This window comes from Enterobacter sp. HG048, assembly GCF_024702055.1.
GTDB lineage: Bacteria > Pseudomonadota > Gammaproteobacteria > Enterobacterales > Enterobacteriaceae > Enterobacter > Enterobacter dykesii.
Genome location: NZ_JANLIZ010000008.1, coordinates 146355 through 168121 on the forward strand (window position 1 = coordinate 146355; position 21767 = coordinate 168121).

The window sequence follows — 21767 nt, forward strand, 5'->3', positions numbered from 1 at the left end:
TTGCTACTCGTTCGTTGCCGCCCGTGGCGGTATAAAGATCGTATTTATTGAGAGTGAGGCAATTACCTGCCCACGTCAAATCATTGCTGTGCATCTTTGCGCGGCTGGCGCAGCACCTCGTTAATCTGCGGTTTATCGACCGGACCGGTAATGCGGTAGCGCAGAATGGAGACCTTGCTCCACAGTGGCCCCAACACTTTACTGGCGGCAAACACCGCCGCACCGACAATCGGGTTCACCACAAAGGCCGCCGCAACGCCCACGCTTGCGGAAATTTCCGGCGCCACCACGGCTTCCATATCCAGCTCGCGACGCACGAGGTTCACCGAGCCTTTCATGGCGATATCCGCTTCCAGGCCATCGACCAGCGTGTCGTCAGTGTGCAGAACGCCGTCCTTGATCCACGCCGTGCTGCGAATGGAGTCGTAGTAGAACCCTTCGCTGAAGGTGTCGCTAAAATCGAAGCGCAGCTTGCGCAGCAGGGCATCAAAACTCAGCAAGCGCAGGATCTGCCCGGCGCGCCCGGTACTCACATCGGCAATTTCCCCTTTGCCGAAGTGCGTTTTCAAGATGCCGTTTAGTGACGCTTCATCTGGCTTCCACGGCGCCGCGCGCCAGTGCAGATCGTAATTGACGTCAAATGACGAGCCGCGAAGCGGTGTGCTGATGCCAAAGAAGTTAGCCGCTGCGTCCAGCTTGTTGCCCTTGATGTCGCCCTTCAGCGAGGTGCGCTGCTCGCCTGGATTATTGACCCATTCGCCCGCAGCCGTCAGGCGGCCAAAGCCGGTATCGACCAGCCCACCGGCCAGGCTCAACGTATTGCCTTTGATGGCAACATCTCCGTCAATGCGTCCGTACTTTTGCCCCCACAGCCAGCATTCCGCGCAGCGTAGCTGCAGATCGGGCCAGCCGCTGAAATCAATGCGGGAAGCGTTACTGAACGGCGACGGGCCTGCAGCCTGGTCTTGACTGCTCGCGACCGTCGGGTTGTAGTAGAGGTAGCGGATCGCGGCCAGCCACGGCGCGTTATCGCGCATATTTAACGTGGCGTTAATTTCCCTGCCCTGAGCCTCGACCTTTGTTCCGTTGCTCGTCGGCTGAGAGACAATGCTCAGGTTGTTCCACCGCTGTCCGCCCAGCGTCAGCGCAGGCGTGCGCAGGGTAACGGTCTGCGGGAACTGAGCGGTCTCGTCTACGTTCTGCCCCACGCCTTTCTGGAAGAGCGCGAGCCATTCGGCACCATCCATCGCCGGAAGATTAAGTTCAATGCCTGCCTGTTCTGGCAGGGGCGGCGTGGTGCGGCTGTCAGTCGTCCAGATGGCCCTGTCGAGCGTAAGCTTGCGGTTAAGCAGCCAGCGGCTGTTGAAGTGGTTTGTCTCGCCTGCGCTGCCGGTCAGCGCGAAGCTATTGAGGTTGCCATCAACGTTGAGCTTCACTGCCAGCGCCTGCCCGGCGTGTTTATCCAGCGGCGCGGGGAGCTGGCTGCTGATGTTTTTCAGGTCGCCAGTGATATCGACCTTATAGCGGGCGTCGGCGTGATAAGGCAGATCGATAGCTACCTTACCGTTCCAGGAAACGGCGCCCTCCACCGATTGTGCGATTGGCTTCGGCAAAACATCCATTCTGGCAGGCTGCCAGTTAGCATCCAGATTAACCGCCACCTGATAGGCCTTTTCCCCTTCGGTGGTTGAGAAATCAATATTGACGGGCTGATTGAACCAGTTCGCTTTAAGTGGCTCACTCTTCAGGTTGCCGTTTACGAAGCTGAACTGCCCCGTGAGGTTTTTCAGCGTGCTGTCGAGCGGTTTGATGTACAGGCTATTGTTGTTCAGACGAACATCGCCTTTCGCGGTGGTCATCTCACCGTCCAGCGGGATATCCAGATGTAAGCGAGCACTTACATCGCCATCCAACTGTAGCTCCTGAAGGGTGGCCCCCAGTGAATCATCCAGCGGCGTATCCTCAAAATACGGCCCAACCGCCTTGCCCGGGCCGTTGATATCCGCATCAATAAGCAGCTTCTCTTTGGAATAGTCCGGGATATTTGCCGTCAGATTGCGGGCCGTCACGCCACCCAGCGCAACGCTGTCTGACTTCATCCACAATCCGTCATTAAGGAAGTTGAGTTCAATATCCAGATTTTTCAGCGCAGGCCAACCCGGCTGGAAGGCGAAAGTGGCGTTGTGCAGCGGCACCAGCACCTGGAACTGGCCTTCATTATGCTTGTAAGGGAACAGATGCGGATTACCGCCATAGGCCAGCGTAGCGTTATCCGCCTGCCCGCCCTGGATCGCGCCGCTCAGGTAATCCACCAGCGCTTTGCCCATCAGGTTCTCCGGGAAGTAGCGCCAGGCCTGCGAGCCGTCGCTGGTGCTGATCCCTGCAAGAATACCCAGCCACGGCTCATCGCCTTCGGGCTTCAGATAGCGGAAATCCCCGCGGGCATGTACGGCTTTTGCTTTGACATCAATATCGCGGCCATCAAGCTGAAAACCTTTGTCATTTTTAAGCCAGCTCAGCGTAGCGTTGCCATGCTCGATTTCCAGAGGCGCGCGGAAGACGGTTTCATACGGCATTTTGGCGTCGTGCATATCGACCGTCAGCCTGCCGTTTTCCACGCTACCTTCCAGTTTGCCGCTGAAGTGTTCTGCGCCTGGCAGTAGTTTCCACTGCTTCCAGGCAAGGTCTTTCCATGTGGCCTGGAAGCGCGTTTTCTCCGTCGCCTGAAGCGGGATGTCCAGCCCCAGGGCGTCGATCGTCCCGCTCGGCTGCGTGGCCAGCCAGATCTCACCAAGGTCAGGCGAGAGCTTTGCGGCCATCGAGCGCAGCCCTTCGATGGCGGTCAGATCCAGATTGCTGGCTCGAATACGTAGCTCGTCACTGCGTTTGCTGCTTGCCCCGCCGACATCCTGTTCCGGCATCCAGGCCAGCGTCAGCGCACCGCGTGGCCACGGCTTGTTGTCCATGGTGATTCGCGTATCGGGAATAGCAAACTGCCAGCCTTCTTTCTCCTGAGTCACGTGCGCAGTGAGATTATCCACGGAAAGCTGATGCTGCTGGTTCTCCGCTTTCCAGCTCGCCCCCCCCTGCTTCAGCCAGATGTCGCCGCTGGCGAATTCCCCGTTTGTCAGCGTCATCCAGCCTTCAAGGCTGAAACGAGCGGTTTCCAGCTGCATGTTTTGCTGCAGCCAGTCACCCAGCCAGGGTTTCACATCCACATCGTCGGCCTGCAGCCAAACCTTACCGTTGTTCAGTAACCCATTGTCGTCACGCAGATCCATACGCACCTGCATCACGCCATGCTGCCCATTCAGGCTGGAGAGATTCACCTGTCCCTCGGCACGATGACGGTCTTTACCGTTCAGCCAGGTCAGCTGTGGGATCGCCAGCTCGGCACGCTGCCCCGAAAGGGTAATAAAGCTCACCTCGCTGTCGCGGAGATCAAAGTGATCGAACTGGCGCAGGAAGAGATCGCTGATGCGGTTGGTTTCCAGCCCCTGATCGCCATCGCCACTACGCAGCGGCGTATTGGTCAGGAACTGGAGTTGCCAGAAGGTGAGATCGCGAAACTGCCAGCGCAGATGCAGCAGGCTTTGCCAGACATCCAGCGCCAGCGTTACGCGTTTAATTTTCAGATGGCCGCCGTCTTTCAGGCTGGCATTGATATCCCGCGCATCGAGCGTTGGACCGAAGTTCTGCCAGCTCGCACTGATCTGACTTACGTCCACCGGCACGCCGGTGGCGGATTCGATTTTCGCCAGCACCTGCGGGCGCCAGCTATCCAGATGCGGCAGAACGAGGCGTAGCCCGCTCACGAGCAACGCGACAATCACGACCAGCGTTGCCCCTGTAAGCAGTAAAATACCCGGCAATCGCCCCACGCATCTCTCCTTGTCAGCTTTGGTCTCGCAGCGAACTGCGGTTTACATCATCACGACGTCAAACTGCTCCTGGTTATAGAGCGGTTCGATTTGTACTTTTACCTGCTTGCCGACAAAGATTTCCACTTCCGCCAGCGCGTGCGACTCTTCGCCTTTCAGGGCTTCCGCCACCGCAGGGGAAGCATAGACCAGAAAACGGTCTGAGTCGTAGGCATGATGGACACGCACAATTTCCCGCATGATTTCATAGCAGACGGTCTCAACCGTCTTTACCGTACCGCGTCCGTGGCAGGTTGGACACTCGTTACACAGCACATGTTCCACGCTTTCGCGGGTCCGTTTCCGGGTCATTTCCACCAGACCCAGCTGAGAGAAGCCGTTGATGCTGGTTTTCACGCGATCTTTACTCAGCGCCTGCTCAAGCGAGTGCAGCACGCGACGGCGATGGTCTTCATTACTCATATCGATAAAGTCGATGATGATAATGCCGCCCAGATTGCGCAGACGAAGCTGGCGAGCAATGGCCTGCGTGGCTTCGATATTGGTGTTGAAGATGGTGTCATCCAGATTGCGATGGCCGACAAACGCCCCGGTGTTGATATCCACGGTCGTCATCGCTTCGGTCTGATCGATGATCAGATAGCCGCCGGATTTCAGCTCGACCTTACGCTCCAGCGCGCGCTGGATTTCGTTTTCGACATCATAGAGATCGAAAATCGGCTGGCGGCCAGAGTAATGCTCCAGCAAGCCCGGCATTTCCGGGATGTACTCGGCGGTAAATTCCAACAGCGCTTCATAGGTCAGGCGGGAATCCACGCGAATGCGGTCAAGCTGCGCGTCGGCGAAATCACGCAGAACACGCTGCGCGAGCGCCAGCTCACCGTACAGCTGATAGCGGGTCTGGTTGCGTTTTTTACGCTCCATCACTTTGGTCCAGACGCGCTTGAGGTAGGCCGCATCGGATGCCAGGTCTTCTTCGCTGATCCCTTCCGCGGCGGTACGGATGATAAACCCACCCTGTTCGTCGCAGTAGGCGCTGACGACTTTTTTCAGACGTTCACGTTCGGTTTCGCTCTCAATACGTTGGGAAACCCCCACGTGCGAGGCACCCGGCATAAAGACCAGGTAACGGGAAGGTAACGTGATGTCGGTGGTCAGGCGGGCACCTTTAGTACCCAGCGGATCTTTCACCACCTGCACCATCAGATCCTGGCCTTGACGCACCAGCTCGGAGATGTCGCGGACGGCAAACTGTTTTTGCTCTTCACCTGCCACACACTCGGTGTGCGGCATAATGTCGGAAGCATGAAGAAATGCCGCCTTATCGAGCCCAATATCTACAAAAGCCGCCTGCATACCCGGTAGTACACGACTGACACGACCTTTGTAGATATTGCCTACGATTCCGCGTCGCGCTTCACGCTCAATATGAATTTCCTGAAGAATGCCACCATCAATGTAGGCCACACGGGTTTCCGAGGGCGTTACGTTTACCAACAATTCAGCCGTCATAATTATCCCTTCCCTCACGCAGTGAGTTAAAATTGCTCAGCAACTCATACGTTTCCACCAGCGGTAAGCCGACTACGGCGTGATAGCTGCCATTAATCTTCCTGACAAAACAGCCACCCAACCCTTGAATACCGTATGCACCTGCTTTATCCATCGGTTCACCGCTGGCAATGTAAGCGGCGATCTCGTCGTCGGTAAGCACTCTGAACGTCACGTCCGTCACGACCAGGCAATCCAGCACGTTTTGACTGTCCGCCAGCGCAACGGCCGTCAACACCTGATGCGTTTGCCCGGACATTTTACGTAGCATTCGCACTGCATGGTCAGCGTCATGCGGTTTCTCCAGCACTTCACCGTTAAGGATAACGATGGTATCCGCCCCCAGAACCGGAAGGTCACGCGGCGTTTGCACCACGCCAGCCTGCGCTTTTTCACGTGCCAGACGGGAAACATACTGCTGAGCACTTTCACCCTCAGCACGTTTCTCTTCAATACCCGTAACGATACGTTCAAAGGAGACGCCCAACTGAGTGAGCAACTCCTGACGACGCGGAGAACCAGAGGCAAGATAGATAGACGTCATAGAAACCTTTTACTGCACGGCAAACTGCTGGCGAATTTTACGCATCAGCAGGAACAGCCATGGCCAGAGCACACCGTTTACTACACTACTCCAGAACACTTCCGGTCGGAAAGAGACGTTGATCACTAAAAACTCTGCCCAGAAAACAACGATATCCGCAGCAAGTGACAACAACATCACCACCAGCGCCTGTTGCCAGAGCGCGAGGTTACGAAAGAGCTGGAATTTGAGTGCGACGAGGTACGCAATTATGCTCATGGATAACGCGCGTACGCCAAGCGTAGAGCCGCTAATGAGATCCAGTATGGCACCCATCACAAAACCTGTGCCCACATTTACGCGATGCGGCAGGGCGAGGATCCAGTAGAGCAAAATGAGCAATACCCAGTTTGGCCGGAAAACGAGGATGTCGTCCGGCCAGGGCATGATTTGCAGCAACAATGCGATAAGAAATGAGAGCCAGATAACCCAGCGTCCCTGGCTACGATAACTTGCCACTACTGCCCTCCACCCGACACTTGAGGTGGCGGTGGCGGCTGCGTTAATCCCGTAGCAGGAGCCGGTACAGGCGCAGGCGGCCCCATCGCGTCTGGCGCAGGAAGAACCTGAGGCATCATCTGCATCAGACGCTCATTTGCCACGCGATGCACATCTTCAGGCGTCATCGGGTTGGCGCCGTTACGATCGGCCCCCCACAGCAGCAGCAGGTAGCGCAGACGCTGTAAACCGGCGGTCGGACGCGCCTGGATGACGGTATACGCACGTTGCGTATCCAGCTTCACGGAAGAGACAACCGCAACGGGATAACCTTCAGGGAAGCGTCCGCCCAGACCTGACGTCACCAGCACGTCACCCACACGGATGTCCGTGTTGGCAGGCAGATGTTCGAGTTGCAGATCGTCCGTACAGCCGTTACCGGCCGCAATCACGCGAATGTCGTTACGCAGAACCTGAATCGGCAGCGCATGGGTGGCATCACAAATCAGCAGCACGCGGCTGGTCAGTTTGGCAACCGCCACGACCTGACCCACAACGCCTTTATCACTGATAACAGGCTGGCCTTCGTATACACCGTTGACGCTGCCTTTGTCGATCACCACCTGATCGCTGTAAGGATCGTTGACGGTAGAGATCACCTGCGTGACCATTTTCTGCTCATCCTGACGCAGCGGCGAGCCAAGCAGCTCGCGCAGACGCGCGTTTTCCTGCTTGTACTGTCCCAGCATCAGCAGTTCGCTGTTTTTCAGCAGCAGTTCCTGACGTAATGCCCGGTTTTCGAGTTCGAGTTGGTCGCGTGAAGACAGCGTTTGAGAAACGGAGTCGAGCAGTTCACGGGGACCATTTGATACAAAGTAGAAAGGACTGACGGCGGTATCCATGTACGTTCTGATCTGGCTGAACGTACCGAGGCGGCTATCGGCAATAATGACCCCAAGCGCAACCAGAACCGCCAGGATAAGGCGAAACTGTAGCGATGGGCCACGGCTAAAAATTGGCTTCATAGGCTATGCGTATTCTCGCGTCAGAGAGAAAGGGTAGCAATGCGCTACCCTTTCACAATGACTACTCTTCGCTGAACAAGTCGCCGCCGTGCATGTCGATCATTTCCAGCGCCTTGCCGCCACCACGGGCTACGCAAGTCAGTGGATCTTCTGCAACTACGACAGGAATTCCTGTCTCTTCCATTAACAGGCGGTCGAGGTTACGCAGCAGCGCACCACCACCGGTCAGAACCATACCGCGCTCGGAGATATCGGACGCCAGCTCTGGTGGGCACTGTTCCAGCGCAACCATTACCGCGCTCACGATGCCCGTCAGTGGTTCCTGCAGAGCTTCCAGAATTTCGTTGGAGTTCAGGGTGAAACCGCGCGGAACACCTTCAGCCAGGTTACGGCCACGAACTTCGATCTCACGCACTTCATCGCCCGGATACGCAGAGCCGATTTCGTGTTTGATACGCTCTGCGGTGGCTTCACCGATCAGAGAGCCGTAGTTACGGCGCACATAATTAATGATGGCTTCATCGAAGCGGTCACCACCGATACGTACAGAAGAGGAGTACACCACGCCGTTCAGAGAGATAACGGCCACTTCAGTGGTACCACCACCGATGTCCACCACCATAGAACCGGTCGCTTCGGAAACAGGCAGACCCGCACCGATGGCCGCAGCCATTGGCTCTTCAATCAGGAACACTTCACGTGCACCTGCACCCTGTGCAGATTCACGGATTGCGCGACGCTCTACCTGGGTTGCGCCAACCGGCACACACACCAGAACACGCGGGCTTGGACGCATGAAGCTGTTGCTGTGAACCTGCTTGATGAAGTGCTGAAGCATTTTTTCAGTCACGAAGAAGTCGGCGATAACGCCGTCTTTCATTGGGCGAATGGCGGCGATGTTGCCAGGGGTACGACCCAGCATCTGCTTCGCGTCATGACCCACTGCAGCCACGCTTTTCGGCGAGCCTGCACGATCCTGACGAATGGCCACAACGGAAGGCTCATTCAATACGATGCCTTGTCCTTTTACATAAATAAGGGTATTCGCGGTACCCAGGTCAATGGACAGGTCATTGGAAAACATGCCACGAAATTTTTTCAACATACTAAGGGATAATCCTGAAAGCTGGGGCGGAAAACAAAATCCGCTTACTTTACCAACCACACGCAGCAGCGACAAGGCGCAAAAATCATCTGCAACGGTGAAAATTTGTGCAGTACGTTTCCTGATGTTACAAAAACATCCCCTGACTCCCTCAGGGCTGAGTAAACAGTAGCGTTCCCCACTGACGTTTGTAACCCGTTACAGGTCGTTCACTGGCTTTTTGCTCGACATACTCAAAGCTACAGGCGCGATATTCTACGTGAAAACAGCGTAAACGGCAGGTCAAACAGAGTATCTTTGCAAATATTTTTTCACGTTGGTGTCAAGCGGTTGAGAGGCAGCAAAAAAATCCCCCTGACCGCCCATCACGCCGCGCGCTGTTAACATCTGCCATTCGCTTCTGGAGCGCACGCCCGTGGCAAATACTTGTGTTCGCGTACCCTTGCACGCTTCTACCAGACTCTGTACCAGCAGCTGGTTTTCCGTACGCTTCTCAATATTCCTAACCAGCCCCGGATGTAGCTTTAATAACTCCACATCCAGCTCCTTGATCCAGTTGGTGCTGACCAGCGTTAAACCTGCCTGCGTCACAGCGATACGTGCACCGAGCGCATTGATCAAACGCACCACCGGACGTAACCGGCTGATGTGTTGACCTACATCGGCCTCAGCAAGTTCAAAAATAATGTGTTTGCGTTGCGATTTTTCGCATTGCATTAACGTATCACGTAGCCAGCGCTGAAAACGTGGGCGTATTAACGACTCCACGGTGACCTGTAACGCCAGGTTTTCTTCAGGCCAGAAGGATAAAAACGGAATCAGCCGGGTAATCTGCTGGCGGTCATACTCTTCGGACAGGCCAAATTGCAGCACCATCGGCAGATATTCCGCCGAGATGACCTCTTCGGTACCGTCAAAAATACGACACATCAGTTCACGGTGATGAACGTTGCCGTTTTTCATGACCGCGGGTTTTTGATAAATACGCGGTCCGCCGCGGCTGAGCATTTGCTCAATCAGCGTGCGCCAGCGCACGTTGCCGCGTCCTTTTTCCGGCAGCGAGTCATCGTAAACCGCCCATCCGTTGGCCCCCTGCAATACGGCGTTGCGGGTAGCGGCTTCCGCATGTTCCATCACCTGCTCTGTGGATTGTCCGCCACGCCAGGCGCAGATCCCCATGTGGACCATATCGTCCCTGTCGAGCATTTTGCTCTGCGGCAGCGCATCTACCGCCTTCAGCAGCTGGCTGGCGATGCTTTCGGATTCCTTCAGCGTACGATGAGGCAACAGCACGGCAAAGTCGCTGCGGTGATAGCGGGCCAGCAGCGCGCCCGGGTAACGCATAATAAAGGTGGAGAGCAGGTTGATCAGCGTAAAGAGGTTTTCTTCCGCGGCCCGCTGTCCCCAGGTGTCGCGCAGGAGATCGAAATCGGGCAGGCGAATCATCATCACCACCCCGTGTGTCCCCACTTTTTCCGGATCCTCAAGCAGCGTGGCGAGCTGATTATCAAAGAAAAGACGGTTGTTAAGGCCGGTTTTATTATCCTGCGCGGCATAAGAGCGGATCAGCGTATCCATACGGCTGCGCTGGTCGCTGGCAAACTGGATTTCGGAGAGCAGGGTATCGAGCGCGCTGCTGGCGCGTGACGGCCACTCGTGGACGGAGCCACGCACCTGCGGGCCGCGTTCACCGTTCAGGATACGTACGGAGCGCATCTCCAGCAGCTCCTGACCGGAAAGCTGGCGGCGCAGCCAGCGGACCGCGAGAAAGATCAGCAGGACGATAAACGCCACCGCGACGGTGAGCGGCGCGGTGGTCATCATGGATCGGAAATAGCTGGCCATCGGATCGAGATAGACCATACGTATGGTCATCCCCGGATTTTTGAGGGAATGCACCGTCACTTCCCGATACTGGCTCACCACGCCCGCAGGGCGATAGCTTCCCGGTCGTTCATGGCTTAAAACACGGTGCTTTCCCTGCTGAATGTCGATCTGAACGATATCAACAGGTACCATCAATTCATCAAGCTCACTGGTGAGCGTTGGTAGCGGCGTCGTTAGCAGACGCGTATCAATCACCGATGCCACAGACTGTACCCGGTTGACCAGCTTGTCCTGAATGGCGTTGTAAAAGCTCAGAGAGCAGCCCAGAAGGGTGACAAAAATGGTAAGCCCCGTCAGCAAGGTAATAAAAGCTGAGAACTTCGTCGTTAATCGCATCCTTGAGATTACTCCGTGGGTTGATGGGGGTAGCGAGTAAGCGCTAACTTGCATTTCAAATGCGGCATACTACCAAATCGGGTGTATCTGGCAATTTATTGCGTTAAATCGGCACTGCTATTCCCTGAGCGAGTATAGTCTTCAGAAATTATTTTCCAATCATATGAGTCGCGAGGACCCCGTATGCAGGCTTTGATCTTAGAACAGCAGGACGGCAAAACGCTTGCCTCAGTGCAGCCGGTAGAAGAGAGCCGCCTGCCGGAAGGCGAAGTAACCGTCGACATTGACTGGTCCAGTTTAAATTATAAAGATGCGCTGGCTATTACCGGTAAGGGTAAAATCATCCGAAATTTCCCTATGGTGCCGGGGATCGATTTCGCGGGCCGGGTTCATGCCAGCGAGGATCCGCGCTTCCATCCAGGCCAGCATGTACTGCTCACCGGCTGGGGCGTGGGTGAAAATCACTGGGGCGGGCTGGCCACGCAGGCGCGCGTGAAGGGCGACTGGCTGGTGCCTGTGCCGAAAGGCATGGATGGCCGCAAGGCGATGATCGTCGGCACGGCAGGCTTTACCGCCATGCTTTGCGTGATGGCGCTGGAAGATGCGGGTATCCGCCCTGAGTCAGGGGAAATTGTCGTCACCGGCGCTAGCGGCGGCGTGGGCAGCACGGCAGTCACGCTGCTCCACAAGCTGGGCTATCAGGTCGCTGCGGTTTCCGGCCGGGAAAGCACCCATGACTATCTGCGCCAGCTTGGCGCCAGCCGCATTCTCAGCCGCGACGAATTTGCCGAAACCCGTCCGCTGGAAAAACAGGTTTGGGCAGGGGCGGTGGATACCGTCGGAGACAAGGTGCTGGCAAAAGTCCTGGCGCAGATGAACTACGGCGGCTGCGTGGCAGCCTGCGGTCTGGCGGGCGGATTTGCCCTGCCAACCACCGTGATGCCATTCATTCTGCGTAACGTACGCCTGCAGGGCGTGGATTCCGTGATGACCCCGCCGGCCCGTCGTCATCAAGCCTGGGAACGGCTGGTGCGCGATCTGCCGGAATCTTTCTATACCCAGAGCGCAACGGAGATAACCCTCAGCCAGGCGCCGGAATACGCCAGTAAGATCATGGACAACCAGTTCCACGGCCGCGCGCTGGTGAAAATCGCCTAATCTTCAAATTTTCGTGACATATTCGCGCGAATCCCTCTCCTCCGTCATGCTTAGAAAAACGCATGACGGAGGATGCCATGAAAAACCGAAAACTGACGGAAGCCGACGTAACGTCTGAGTCTGTCTTTATGTTACAGCGCCGCCAGATCCTGAAAATGCTTGGCATCAGCGCCACAGCCCTGACGCTCTCTCCTGCGGCACACGCCGACCTGCTCGACTGGTTTAAAGGCAACGATCGGCCAAAGGCCCCATCCGGCGCCCCGCTCACCTTTACGAAACCGGCCGAATGGCAAAACAAGCTGACGCTCACGCCGGAAGATAAAGTTACCGGCTACAACAACTTCTACGAATTTGGTCTCGATAAGGCCGATCCTGCTGCCAACGCGGGGAGCCTCAAAACCGATCCCTGGACGCTGAAAATTGATGGCGAAGTGGCAAAACCGCTGACGCTGGACCATCACGATCTCACCACCCGTTTCCCGCTCGAAGAGCGTATCTATCGCATGCGCTGCGTGGAAGCCTGGTCGATGGTGGTGCCCTGGGTCGGCTTCCCGCTGCATAAACTGCTGGCGATGGTTGAACCCACCAGCAACGCAAAATATGTCGCTTTCCAGACGCGCTATGCGCCGGACGAGATGCCCGGACAAAAAGATCGGTTTATCGGCGGCGGGCTTGAGTATCCCTATGTGGAAGGGCTACGTCTCGACGAAGCGATGCACCCCCTCACCCTGCTGACCGTCGGCGTTTATGGCAAAGCGCTTCCGCCGCAGAACGGCGCGCCCATCCGTTTAACCGTACCGTGGAAATATGGCTTCAAAGGGATTAAATCTATCGTCAGCATTAAGCTTACCCGCGAACGTCCGCCAACCACGTGGAATCTTGCGGCCCCGGATGAATACGGCTTCTTCGCCAACGTGAACCCGCACGTGGATCATCCGCGCTGGTCGCAGGCAACCGAGCGGTTTATCGGTTCCGGCGGTGCGCTGGACGTGAAGCGGCAGCCGACGCTGCTGTTTAACGGCTATGCGGATGAAGTGGCCTCGCTTTACCGTGGTCTCAACTTACGGGAGAACTTCTGAGTGCGTTTAACGGCAAAACAGATTACCTGGCTGAAAGTGCTGCTGCACCTGGCCGGGCTGCTTCCTTTTATATGGCTTTTCTGGGCCGCCAGCCAGGGGCTTTTTAGCGCAGATCCGGCAAAGGATATCCAGCATTTTACCGGTCGGATGGCTCTGAAATTTTTGCTGGCCACCTTGCTCGTCTCGCCGCTGGCGCGCTACGCTAAACAGCCATTATTGATACGCACCCGTCGGCTGTTAGGGCTATGGTGTTTTGCCTGGGCGACGCTGCACCTCACCAGCTACGCCCTGCTGGAACTGGGAATTAACAATCTGGCACTGCTTGGCCGCGAACTGGTGACACGTCCTTATCTGACGCTAGGTATCGTGAGCTGGGTGGTTTTACTGGCGTTAGCGCTGACATCCACGCAATATGCGCAGCGAAAACTGGGCAGGCGCTGGCAGCTTCTGCACAACTTCGTCTATCTTGTCGCGATCCTCGCTCCCATTCATTACCTGTGGTCGGTGAAGATTCTCTCGCCACAGCCGATCCTGTATGCACTGGCGGCCGTGGCGCTTTTAGCATGGCGTTACAAGAAGTTCCGCCAGTGGTTGCGATAGTTCGCGAAACTGTGCGTTTTCCCGCAGATTACCGGTCAACCGCAAATCTTTTTCGGATAGCGGTTGATAATCTTCCCTGATAAGACCAGTATTTAGCTGCTAAATGCTACGAAATCGTTATAATGTGCGACCTTGGTTCGCCTGACAGCGGTTTTAAGCCTCTGAAAAGGTGACATTTGCGTTTCGAAGGTATATTTTGTTTTTTACCCGAAAATCGCAGGAGATAGCGGCATTATGACTGATAAGTTCCATATCTTAGTTTTGAACGGACCGAACCTGAACATGCTCGGCACCCGTGAGCCAGAGAAGTACGGCACGCTAACATTGAGTGAAATTGTTAACCGTCTGGGAACGGAAGCAGCGTCACTGAATGTGGATTTGGATCATTTTCAGTCGAATGCGGAGTACGCACTCATCGACCGTATTCATCAGGCTAAAGACAATGTGGACTATATCCTGATCAATCCGGCCGCGTTTACGCACACCAGTGTTGCTATCCGCGACGCACTGCTCGCGGTGGGTATCCCGTTTATCGAGATCCACCTGAGTAATGTGCACGCCCGAGAGCCGTTCCGTCACCATTCGTATCTGTCGGATATCGCTGCTGGCGTTATCTGTGGACTGGGCGCAGACGGCTATTCATACGCTTTACAGACAGCGGTAAAACGCTTGTCACAATCACACTAAACAAGAGTACGGAACCCACTCATGGATATTCGTAAGATTAAAAAACTGATCGAGCTGGTTGAAGAATCAGGCATCTCCGAACTGGAAATTTCTGAAGGCGAAGAGTCTGTACGCATCAGCCGTGCAGCCCCAGCCGCTAGCTTCCCGGTAATGCAGCAAGCTTATGCTGCGCCAGTGCAGCAGCCTGCGCTCTCCGCAGCCGTTGCGCCAGCAGCTGAAGCCGCACCTGCCGCTGCAGCAGAAATCAGTGGTCACATCGTACGTTCCCCAATGGTTGGTACTTTCTACCGCACCCCGAGCCCGGACGCGAAGGCGTTCATCGAAGTGGGTCAGAAAGTCAACGTAGGCGATACCCTGTGCATCGTTGAAGCGATGAAAATGATGAACCAGATCGAAGCAGACAAATCAGGTACTGTGAAAGCGATTCTGGTCGAAAGTGGTCAGCCGGTTGAATTTGACGAGCCGCTGGTCGTCATCGAGTAACGAGGCGTACATGCTGGATAAAATTGTTATCGCCAACCGCGGCGAGATCGCACTGCGTATTCTTCGTGCCTGTAAAGAACTGGGCATCAAGACCGTCGCTGTGCACTCAAGCGCGGATCGCGATTTAAAACACGTATTACTGGCGGATGAGACGGTCTGTATTGGCCCGGCTCCGTCCGTAAAAAGCTATCTGAACATCCCGGCTATCATCAGCGCCGCTGAAATCACCGGCGCGGTGGCAATTCATCCGGGTTACGGCTTCCTCTCTGAGAACGCCAACTTTGCTGAGCAGGTGGAACGCTCTGGCTTCATCTTCATCGGCCCGAAAGCCGACACCATCCGCCTGATGGGCGACAAAGTGTCTGCAATCACCGCGATGAAAAAAGCCGGTGTTCCAACCGTACCAGGCTCTGACGGCCCTCTGACCGACGACATGGATGCTAACCGTGCTCATGCTAAACGCATTGGCTACCCGGTTATCATCAAGGCGTCCGGCGGCGGCGGCGGTCGCGGTATGCGCGTTGTGCGTAGCGATGCTGAACTGGCGCAGTCCATCTCCATGACCAAAGCAGAAGCGAAAGCCGCTTTCAGCAATGACATGGTGTACATGGAAAAATACCTGGAAAACCCACGCCACATCGAAATTCAGGTGCTGGCTGACGGTCAGGGTAACGCGATCTATCTGGCAGAACGTGACTGCTCCATGCAGCGTCGTCACCAGAAAGTGGTCGAAGAAGCACCAGCACCGGGCATTACCCCGGAACTGCGTCGCTACATCGGCGAGCGTTGCTCCAAAGCGTGTGTCGATATCGGCTATCGCGGTGCAGGTACCTTTGAGTTCCTGTTCGAGAACGGCGAGTTCTATTTCATCGAAATGAACACCCGTATTCAGGTTGAACACCCGGTTACCGAAATGATCACCGGCGTTGACCTGATCAAAGAACAGCTGCGTATCGCTGCAGGCCAGCCGCTGTCCATCAAGCAGGAAGAAGTTGTGGTGAAAGGCCATGCGGTAGAGTGCCGTATTAACGCCGAAGACCCGAACACCTTCCTGCCAAGCCCGGGTAAAATCACGCGTTTCCACGCGCCGGGTGGCTTTGGTGTACGCTGGGAGTCTCATATCTACGCCGGTTACACCGTACCGCCGTACTATGACTCAATGATCGGCAAGCTTATCTGCTACGGCGAAAACCGTGACGTGGCGATTGCCCGCATGAAAAACGCCCTGCAGGAACTGATCATCGACGGTATCAAAACCAACGTCGATCTGCAGATGCGTATCATGAGCGATGAGCACTTCCAGAATGGTGGAACTAATATCCACTATCTGGAGAAAAAACTCGGTCTGAACGAGAAGTAAGAGACCTGTGTTGCTAAAAGGCCGGATAATCCGGCCTTTTTTATTTCTGGGGATCGCCAGGCCCCATCATGTACAATCCCCGCTTTCTTCATCCACAAGGGACAAAAAATGGACAAACGTTTTGTTCAGGCCCATAAAGAAGCGCGCTGGGCGCTGTGGCTGACCCTTCTCTATCTCGCTGCATGGTTAGTAACTGCTTACTTACCTGACTCCGCTATTGGCATCACCGGCCTGCCGCACTGGTTCGAAATGGCGTGTTTGCTGGTACCGCTGGTCTTCATCCTGCTGTGCTGGGCAATGGTGAAATTCATCTATCGCGATATTCCGCTGGAGGACGATGATGCAGCTTGAGGTCATTCTGCCGCTTATCGCTTACCTGTTAGTGGTGTTTGGTTTATCCGTTTACGCCATGCGTAAAAGAACGACTGGCACCTTCCTGAACGAGTATTTTCTGGGTAGCCGCTCGATGGGCGGCGTCGTGCTGGCCATGACGCTGACCGCGACCTACATCAGCGCCAGCTCGTTTATCGGCGGACCCGGCGCAGCCTATAAATACGGGTTAGGCTGGGTGCTGCTGGCGATGATCCAGCTTCCAGCCGTCTGGCTCTCGCTGGGCATACTGGGTAAAAAATTTGCCATTCTGGCGCGCCGTTATAATGCCGTGACGCTCAACGATATGCTGTTTGCCCGCTATCAGAGCCGTTTACTGGTGTGGCTGGCCAGCTTAAGCCTGCTGGTGGCTTTTATTGGCGCAATGACGGTGCAGTTTATCGGTGGAGCGCGCCTGCTGGAAACGGCTGCCGGGATCCCCTACGAGACAGGCCTGATTATCTTCGGCGTCAGCATTGCGCTCTACACCGCGTTTGGCGGATTCCGCGCCAGCGTGCTGAACGATACGATGCAGGGTTTGGTAATGCTTGTTGGCACTCTTGTCCTGCTGGTGGGCATTGTGCATGCTGCAGGTGGCCTGAGCCACGCCGTCGAAACGCTGGAAGCCATCGACCCGAAACTGGTCTCTCCGCAGGGCGCGGATGACATCCTTTCGCCAACCTTTATGACCTCGTTCTGGGTGTTGGTGTGCTTTGGGGTGATTGGCCTGCCGCATACCGCCGTGCGCTGTATCTCTTACAAAGACAGCAAAGCCGTGCACAGAGGTATCATTATCGGCACTATCGTTGTCGCAATCCTGATGTTTGGTATGCACCTGGCGGGCGCGTTAGGTCGGGCAGTTATTCCTGACCTTACCGTACCCGATCTGGTTATCCCAACCCTGATGGTTAAAGTGCTGCCGCCATTTGCCGCCGGGATCTTCCTTGCCGCACCGATGGCCGCCATTATGTCGACAATCAACGCTCAGCTGCTGCAAAGTTCCGCTACGATCATCAAAGATCTCTATCTGAACCTGCGTCCTGAGCAGGTAGAGAATGAACGACGCCTGAAGCGCATGTCGGCCGTTATTACTCTGGCGTTAGGGGCATTGCTGCTGTTAGCCGCGTGGCGCCCGCCGGAGATGATCATCTGGCTGAACCTGCTGGCATTTGGTGGGCTTGAAGCGGTATTCCTGTGGCCGCTGGTGTTAGGGCTCTACTGGGAGCGCGCGAATGCCGCCGGTGCGCTGAGCGCGATGATTGTCGGCGGCGTGCTTTACGCCGTCCTCGCAACGTTTAAGATTCAGTACCTGGGCTTCCATCCGATTGTGCCTTCGTTACTGCTAAGTTTACTGGCGTTTGTGGTGGGGAACCGTTTCGGTCAGCCCGTCCCACAACCCGCTATGATTTCTACTGATAAATAAAGAGTTTTGCCATGCCGTGGATCCAACTAAAACTGAACACAACCGGCGCTAACGCCGAAGAGCTGAGCGATGCGCTGATGGAGGCCGGTTCGGTCTCTATCACCTTCCAGGACACGCATGATATGCCGGTCTTTGAGCCGCTGCCGGGCGAAACCCGCCTGTGGGGTGATACCGACGTTATTGGCCTGTTTGATGCCGAAACCGACATGAAAGAGGTTGTCGCGATTCTGGAGAATCATCCTCTGCTGGGCGCGGGTTTCGTGCATAAAATCGAACAGCTGGAAGATAAAGACTGGGAACGCGAGTGGATGGATAACTTCCACCCGATGCAGTTCGGCAAACGTCTGTGGATCTGCCCGAGCTGGCGCGACGTCCCTGATGAAAGCGCAGTCAACGTGATGCTCGATCCGGGTCTGGCGTTTGGTACCGGCACTCACCCAACCACGTCTCTGTGCCTGCAGTGGCTGGATGGTCTGGATCTGGACGGTAAGACAGTGATCGACTTCGGCTGTGGATCCGGGATCCTCGCGATTGCAGCCCTGAAGCTGGGCGCGGCAAAAGCCATCGGGATCGATATCGATCCGCAGGCGATTCAGGCCAGCCGCGATAATGCCGAGCGTAACGGCGTCTCCGATCGTCTGGAGCTGTATCTGCCGGATGCTCAGCCAGACGCCATGAAAGCCGATGTGGTGGTCGCTAACATTCTGGCGGGCCCGCTGCGCGAACTGGCCCCGTTAATCAGCGTGCTGCCCGTTGAGGGCGGTCTGCTGGGGCTTTCCGGTATCCTGGCGAGCCAGGCCGACAGCGTGTGTGAAGCCTACGCCGATCTCTTTGCTCTCGACCCGGTGGTGGAAAAAGAAGAGTGGTGCCGCATCACCGGTCGTAAAAAATAAGAATCTGGCGTGGTCATCTGACCACGCCTCTCCCCCTCTGATAATCCTCTCTCCCTCGGTCATTCTTCGGTAAAATAACCCTACAAATCATGTTTATTTGTATTACAAAAATTCACCGGAAGAATATGATGACACACGTTACAGGCAAGGCAGCGCTGCTGGCGCTGAGCATGATCTCGGCTTCAGCATTCGCATCACACTGGAGCTACGAAGGGGAAGGTTCACCGGAACACTGGAGTGAGCTGGACGGGGCATACAAGACCTGTCAAAGCGGAATGAACCAGTCTCCCATTAATATTGATTCCACCACTAACGCCCATCTCTCCCCGCTACAAACCCACTACGTTGATGGCCCTGTTACGCTGACAAACAATGGCCATACCATTCAGGCAAGTGAACAGGCGAACACCCGAGATACCCTTACTCTTGATAAGCAAACCTGGACGTTACAGCAGTTCCATTTCCACGCGCCGAGCGAAAACACCGTGCATGGCAAGAGGTACGCGATGGAAATGCATCTGGTTCATAAAAATGCCAGCGGGGAACTGACGGTGGTGGCGGTCATGTTTGATAAAGGGGCCGTAAACCCGGAGCTTGAAAAGCTATGGCGCGTTATGCCTCAGCAGGCCGAGCAGAACGTCTCCATCAAACAGGATCTCAACCTGAACAAACTGCTGCCGAAAGATAAAACGTACTGGCGCTTTAGCGGTTCACTGACCACTCCACCGTGTTCAGAAGGCGTCACCTGGATTGTGCTTAAACAGCCCCTGACGGTTTCTGCAGAACAACTTGCCAGATTCACCCAGACGATGCATCACGATAATAACCGTCCGGTACAGTCGCTGCATGGGCGCGTCGTGGTCGAATAACACACATTTTTCGCATAACGATCATGTTCTAAAATGCGACGCAGATCGCAAAGAAGTAGGGAAATCTGCTGCTAAAAACAGCAGATTATCCCGCTTCACCTGGGCATTTATTCAGAAATGATGAGAAGTTACGGGAAATTGTAAGCGCCCATAAAATAACCATTATCATATAACTTAATGATTTAAATAATGAATAATTTTGAACGGAAAGATTGGGCGGCGATTCCTTGATCTACAACAGTGGATTGTTCAAAGTTTGGCCTTTCATCTCGTGCAAAAAATGCGTAATATACGCCGCCTTGCAGTCACAGTATGGTCATTTCTTAACTCATGCGCATCGGACACCACCAGCTTAGAAATCGCCTGATCGCAGCCCCAATGGCAGGTATTACAGACCGGCCGTTCAGGACGCTGTGCTATGAGATGGGAGCCGGTTTAACCGTATCCGAGATGATGTCGTCTAACCCGCAGGTTTGGGGAAGCGATAAATCCCGCCTTCGGATGGTGCACGTTGATGAACCAGGTATTCGCACCGTGCAAATTGCCGGAAGCGTGCCTGAAGAGATGGCAGATGCCGCGCGGATTAACGTGGAAAGTGGTGCCCAGATTATTGATATCAATATGGGGTGCCCGGCCAAAAAGGTGAATCGCAAGCTTGCAGGTTCAGCCCTTCTGCAATACCCCGACCAGGTGAAAGCTATCCTGACGGCGGTTGTCAGCGCGGTGGACGTTCCTGTTACGTTGAAGATTCGCACGGGTTGGTCGCCGGAACACCGTAACTGTGTAGAGATTGCCCAACTGGCCGAAGACTGTGGCATTCAGGCCCTGACCATCCATGGACGCACTCGCGCCTGTTTGTTCAACGGTGAAGCTGAATACGACAGCATTCGGGCAGTTAAGCAGAAAGTTTCCATTCCGATTATCGCGAATGGCGACATAACTGACCCGCTTAAAGCCAGGGCTGTACTCGACTATACGGGAGCTGATGCTCTGATGATAGGACGTGCAGCTCAGGGAAGACCCTGGATCTTCCGGGAAATCCAGCATTATCTGGACACTGGGGAGCTGCTTGCCCCGCTGCCTCTGGCAGAGGTTAAGCGCTTGCTATGCTCGCATGTTCGGGAACTGCATGACCACTACGGTCAGGCAAAAGGGTACCGAATTGCGCGTAAACACGTCTCCTGGTATCTCCAGGAGCACGCTCCAGATGACCAGTTTCGGCGCACATTCAACGCCATAGAGGATGCCAGCGTACAGCTGGAGGCGTTGGAGGCATACTTCGAAAATCTTGCGTAATGAAATAAAGAGCTGACAGAACTATGTTCGAACAACGCGTAAATTCTGACGTACTGACCGTTTCTACCGTTAACTCTCAGGACCAGGTAACTCAAAAGCCCCTGCGTGACTCGGTTAAACAGGCACTGAAGAACTATTTTGCTCAACTGAACGGTCAGGATGTTAATGACCTGTATGAGCTGGTACTGGCTGAAGTTGAACAGCCACTGTTGGACATGGTGATGCAATACACCCGCGGTAACCAAACCCGCGCTGCGCTGATGATGGGTATCAACCGTGGTACTCTGCGTAAGAAACTGAAAAAATACGGCATGAACTGATACTAATCAGTTAAATGCTTGTTTAAAAAGGCGCTCTTCGGCATGGGGAAGCGCCTTTTTTATTATCTGTGCCTCTCCGTCAACGCATTGTAAACCTTCGCGTCTCCCGCTTTTCAACCCCGGTTTTTCGTGTATATTTCCCCCACCTTACTGGCGATTTTCTCGCGGAATGACACAATGATTCGTAAATACTGGTGGCTGGTTGTCTTTGCAATCTCCGTTCTCATTTTCGATACACTCCTGATGCAGTGGATTGAACTGATGAGTACCGAAACCGATAAGTGTCGCAATATGAACTCCGTGAATCCCCTTAAACTCGTTAACTGCTCAGAGCTCGACTAAGCGCCAGATTGCGCAAATCACCTGTTATTACCCACTAAAAACGGGGATTTAAATCCCTTTGAGCCATTACCTGACGGTGATA

General features: G+C 55.0%; 20 protein-coding genes. 13 read left to right on the forward strand and 7 right to left on the reverse strand.

Annotated features, from left to right (window positions below):
• Window positions 1-80 precede the first annotated feature (80 nt).
• The 7 genes from yhdP to csrD form a co-directional block, all read right to left on the reverse strand.
• Window positions 81-3881: an AsmA2 domain-containing protein YhdP gene (gene yhdP, locus NUX24_RS11985; RefSeq protein WP_257831711.1), complete on the reverse strand. Its 3801-nt coding sequence runs from the start codon at window positions 3879-3881 to the stop codon at window positions 81-83.
• 42 nt (window positions 3882-3923) lie between these two features.
• Window positions 3924-5393: a ribonuclease G gene (rng, locus tag NUX24_RS11990; RefSeq protein WP_010436156.1), complete on the reverse strand. Its 1470-nt coding sequence runs from the start codon at window positions 5391-5393 to the stop codon at window positions 3924-3926.
• A complete protein-coding gene (locus NUX24_RS11995) occupies window positions 5383-5976 on the reverse strand; it encodes a nucleoside triphosphate pyrophosphatase (protein WP_257831714.1) in 594 nt (197 codons plus the stop codon). Before NUX24_RS11995 ends, rng begins: the two co-directional genes overlap by 11 nt.
• A 9-nt stretch (window positions 5977-5985) precedes the next feature.
• The gene (gene mreD, locus NUX24_RS12000; RefSeq protein WP_010436160.1) at window positions 5986-6474 is read right to left on the reverse strand and encodes a rod shape-determining protein MreD; all 489 of its coding nucleotides are present in this window, start codon (window positions 6472-6474) and stop codon (window positions 5986-5988) included.
• A complete protein-coding gene (gene mreC, locus NUX24_RS12005) occupies window positions 6474-7478 on the reverse strand; it encodes a rod shape-determining protein MreC (protein ID WP_010436162.1) in 1005 nt (334 codons plus the stop codon). Before mreC ends, mreD begins: the two co-directional genes overlap by 1 nt.
• Window positions 7479-7539: 61 nt before the next feature.
• Window positions 7540-8583, reverse strand: a complete 1044-nt coding sequence (mreB, locus tag NUX24_RS12010) for a rod shape-determining protein MreB (RefSeq protein ID WP_000913396.1) — start codon at window positions 8581-8583, stop codon at window positions 7540-7542.
• A 282-nt stretch (window positions 8584-8865) separates the two neighbouring features.
• A complete protein-coding gene (gene csrD, locus NUX24_RS12015) occupies window positions 8866-10806 on the reverse strand; it encodes an RNase E specificity factor CsrD (protein ID WP_257831717.1) in 1941 nt (646 codons plus the stop codon).
• Between the two features lie 183 nt (window positions 10807-10989).
• Here csrD and NUX24_RS12020 point away from each other — a divergent pair, with 183 nt between their 5' ends.
• The 13 genes from NUX24_RS12020 (at window position 10990) to NUX24_RS12080 (ending at window position 21685) form a co-directional block, all read left to right on the forward strand.
• Complete coding sequence (locus NUX24_RS12020; RefSeq protein ID WP_214576875.1) at window positions 10990-11964, forward strand: MDR family oxidoreductase; 975 nt, start codon at window positions 10990-10992, stop codon at window positions 11962-11964.
• 77 nt (window positions 11965-12041) lie between these two features.
• Window positions 12042-13043: a protein-methionine-sulfoxide reductase catalytic subunit MsrP gene (gene msrP, locus NUX24_RS12025; protein WP_032659657.1), complete on the forward strand. Its 1002-nt coding sequence runs from the start codon at window positions 12042-12044 to the stop codon at window positions 13041-13043.
• Window positions 13044-13643, forward strand: coding sequence for a protein-methionine-sulfoxide reductase heme-binding subunit MsrQ (gene msrQ, locus NUX24_RS12030; protein WP_032659655.1), 600 nt, complete (start codon window positions 13044-13046; stop codon window positions 13641-13643).
• Between the two features lie 234 nt (window positions 13644-13877).
• Window positions 13878-14330: a type II 3-dehydroquinate dehydratase gene (gene aroQ, locus NUX24_RS12035; protein ID WP_047650962.1), complete on the forward strand. Its 453-nt coding sequence runs from the start codon at window positions 13878-13880 to the stop codon at window positions 14328-14330.
• 21 nt (window positions 14331-14351) lie between these two features.
• Window positions 14352-14813 carry an acetyl-CoA carboxylase biotin carboxyl carrier protein gene (gene accB / locus NUX24_RS12040; RefSeq protein ID WP_010436174.1) on the forward strand — a complete coding sequence of 154 codons (462 nt, stop codon included), beginning with the start codon at window positions 14352-14354 and terminating at the stop codon, window positions 14811-14813.
• A gap of 10 nt (window positions 14814-14823) precedes the next feature.
• Window positions 14824-16173, forward strand: a complete 1350-nt coding sequence (gene accC, locus NUX24_RS12045) for an acetyl-CoA carboxylase biotin carboxylase subunit (protein ID WP_023333644.1) — start codon at window positions 14824-14826, stop codon at window positions 16171-16173.
• Window positions 16174-16281: 108 nt separating this feature from the next.
• On the forward strand, window positions 16282-16524 hold the full coding sequence (locus NUX24_RS12050; RefSeq protein WP_006178860.1) for a YhdT family protein: 243 nt from the start codon (window positions 16282-16284) through the stop codon (window positions 16522-16524).
• On the forward strand, window positions 16514-17965 hold the full coding sequence (panF, locus tag NUX24_RS12055; RefSeq protein WP_126329414.1) for a sodium/pantothenate symporter: 1452 nt from the start codon (window positions 16514-16516) through the stop codon (window positions 17963-17965). The genes NUX24_RS12050 and panF overlap by 11 nt, the downstream gene beginning before the upstream one ends.
• An 11-nt stretch (window positions 17966-17976) precedes the next feature.
• Complete coding sequence (gene prmA, locus NUX24_RS12060; protein ID WP_257831723.1) at window positions 17977-18858, forward strand: 50S ribosomal protein L11 methyltransferase; 882 nt, start codon at window positions 17977-17979, stop codon at window positions 18856-18858.
• A 128-nt stretch (window positions 18859-18986) separates the two neighbouring features.
• Window positions 18987-19727, forward strand: a complete 741-nt coding sequence (locus NUX24_RS12065) for a carbonic anhydrase (RefSeq protein WP_257831744.1) — start codon at window positions 18987-18989, stop codon at window positions 19725-19727.
• 330 nt (window positions 19728-20057) lie between these two features.
• On the forward strand, window positions 20058-21023 hold the full coding sequence (gene dusB, locus NUX24_RS12070; protein ID WP_257831725.1) for a tRNA dihydrouridine synthase DusB: 966 nt from the start codon (window positions 20058-20060) through the stop codon (window positions 21021-21023).
• Between the two features lie 23 nt (window positions 21024-21046).
• Window positions 21047-21343 (forward strand): DNA-binding transcriptional regulator Fis, encoded by a 297-nt coding sequence (gene fis / locus NUX24_RS12075; RefSeq protein ID WP_000462905.1) that lies wholly within the window; start codon window positions 21047-21049, stop codon window positions 21341-21343.
• Window positions 21344-21520: 177 nt separating this feature from the next.
• Window positions 21521-21685, forward strand: a complete 165-nt coding sequence (locus tag NUX24_RS12080; protein WP_023309432.1) for a DUF2556 family protein — start codon at window positions 21521-21523, stop codon at window positions 21683-21685.
• The last annotated feature ends 82 nt before the right edge of the window (window positions 21686-21767 follow it).

Excerpts from the sequence above, each read along its gene's own strand:
- rng (WP_010436156.1), bottom strand. The coding sequence starts at position 5,393 with ATGACGGCTGAATTGTTGGTAAACGTAACGCCCTCGGAAACCCGTGTG.
- NUX24_RS11995 (WP_257831714.1), bottom strand. The coding sequence starts at position 5,976 with ATGACGTCTATCTATCTTGCCTCTGGTTCTCCGCGTCGTCAGGAGTTG.
- mreC (WP_010436162.1), bottom strand. The coding sequence starts at position 7,478 with ATGAAGCCAATTTTTAGCCGTGGCCCATCGCTACAGTTTCGCCTTATC.
- mreB (WP_000913396.1), bottom strand. The coding sequence starts at position 8,583 with ATGTTGAAAAAATTTCGTGGCATGTTTTCCAATGACCTGTCCATTGAC.
- csrD (WP_257831717.1), bottom strand. The coding sequence starts at position 10,806 with ATGCGATTAACGACGAAGTTCTCAGCTTTTATTACCTTGCTGACGGGG.
- NUX24_RS12020 (WP_214576875.1), top strand. The coding sequence starts at position 10,990 with ATGCAGGCTTTGATCTTAGAACAGCAGGACGGCAAAACGCTTGCCTCA.
- msrP (WP_032659657.1), top strand. The coding sequence starts at position 12,042 with ATGAAAAACCGAAAACTGACGGAAGCCGACGTAACGTCTGAGTCTGTC.
- aroQ (WP_047650962.1), top strand. The coding sequence starts at position 13,878 with ATGACTGATAAGTTCCATATCTTAGTTTTGAACGGACCGAACCTGAAC.
- accB (WP_010436174.1), top strand. The coding sequence starts at position 14,352 with ATGGATATTCGTAAGATTAAAAAACTGATCGAGCTGGTTGAAGAATCA.
- accC (WP_023333644.1), top strand. The coding sequence starts at position 14,824 with ATGCTGGATAAAATTGTTATCGCCAACCGCGGCGAGATCGCACTGCGT.
- NUX24_RS12050 (WP_006178860.1), top strand. The coding sequence starts at position 16,282 with ATGGACAAACGTTTTGTTCAGGCCCATAAAGAAGCGCGCTGGGCGCTG.
- panF (WP_126329414.1), top strand. The coding sequence starts at position 16,514 with ATGCAGCTTGAGGTCATTCTGCCGCTTATCGCTTACCTGTTAGTGGTG.
- prmA (WP_257831723.1), top strand. The coding sequence starts at position 17,977 with ATGCCGTGGATCCAACTAAAACTGAACACAACCGGCGCTAACGCCGAA.
- NUX24_RS12065 (WP_257831744.1), top strand. The coding sequence starts at position 18,987 with ATGACACACGTTACAGGCAAGGCAGCGCTGCTGGCGCTGAGCATGATC.
- dusB (WP_257831725.1), top strand. The coding sequence starts at position 20,058 with ATGCGCATCGGACACCACCAGCTTAGAAATCGCCTGATCGCAGCCCCA.
- fis (WP_000462905.1), top strand. The coding sequence starts at position 21,047 with ATGTTCGAACAACGCGTAAATTCTGACGTACTGACCGTTTCTACCGTT.
- NUX24_RS12080 (WP_023309432.1), top strand. The coding sequence starts at position 21,521 with ATGATTCGTAAATACTGGTGGCTGGTTGTCTTTGCAATCTCCGTTCTC.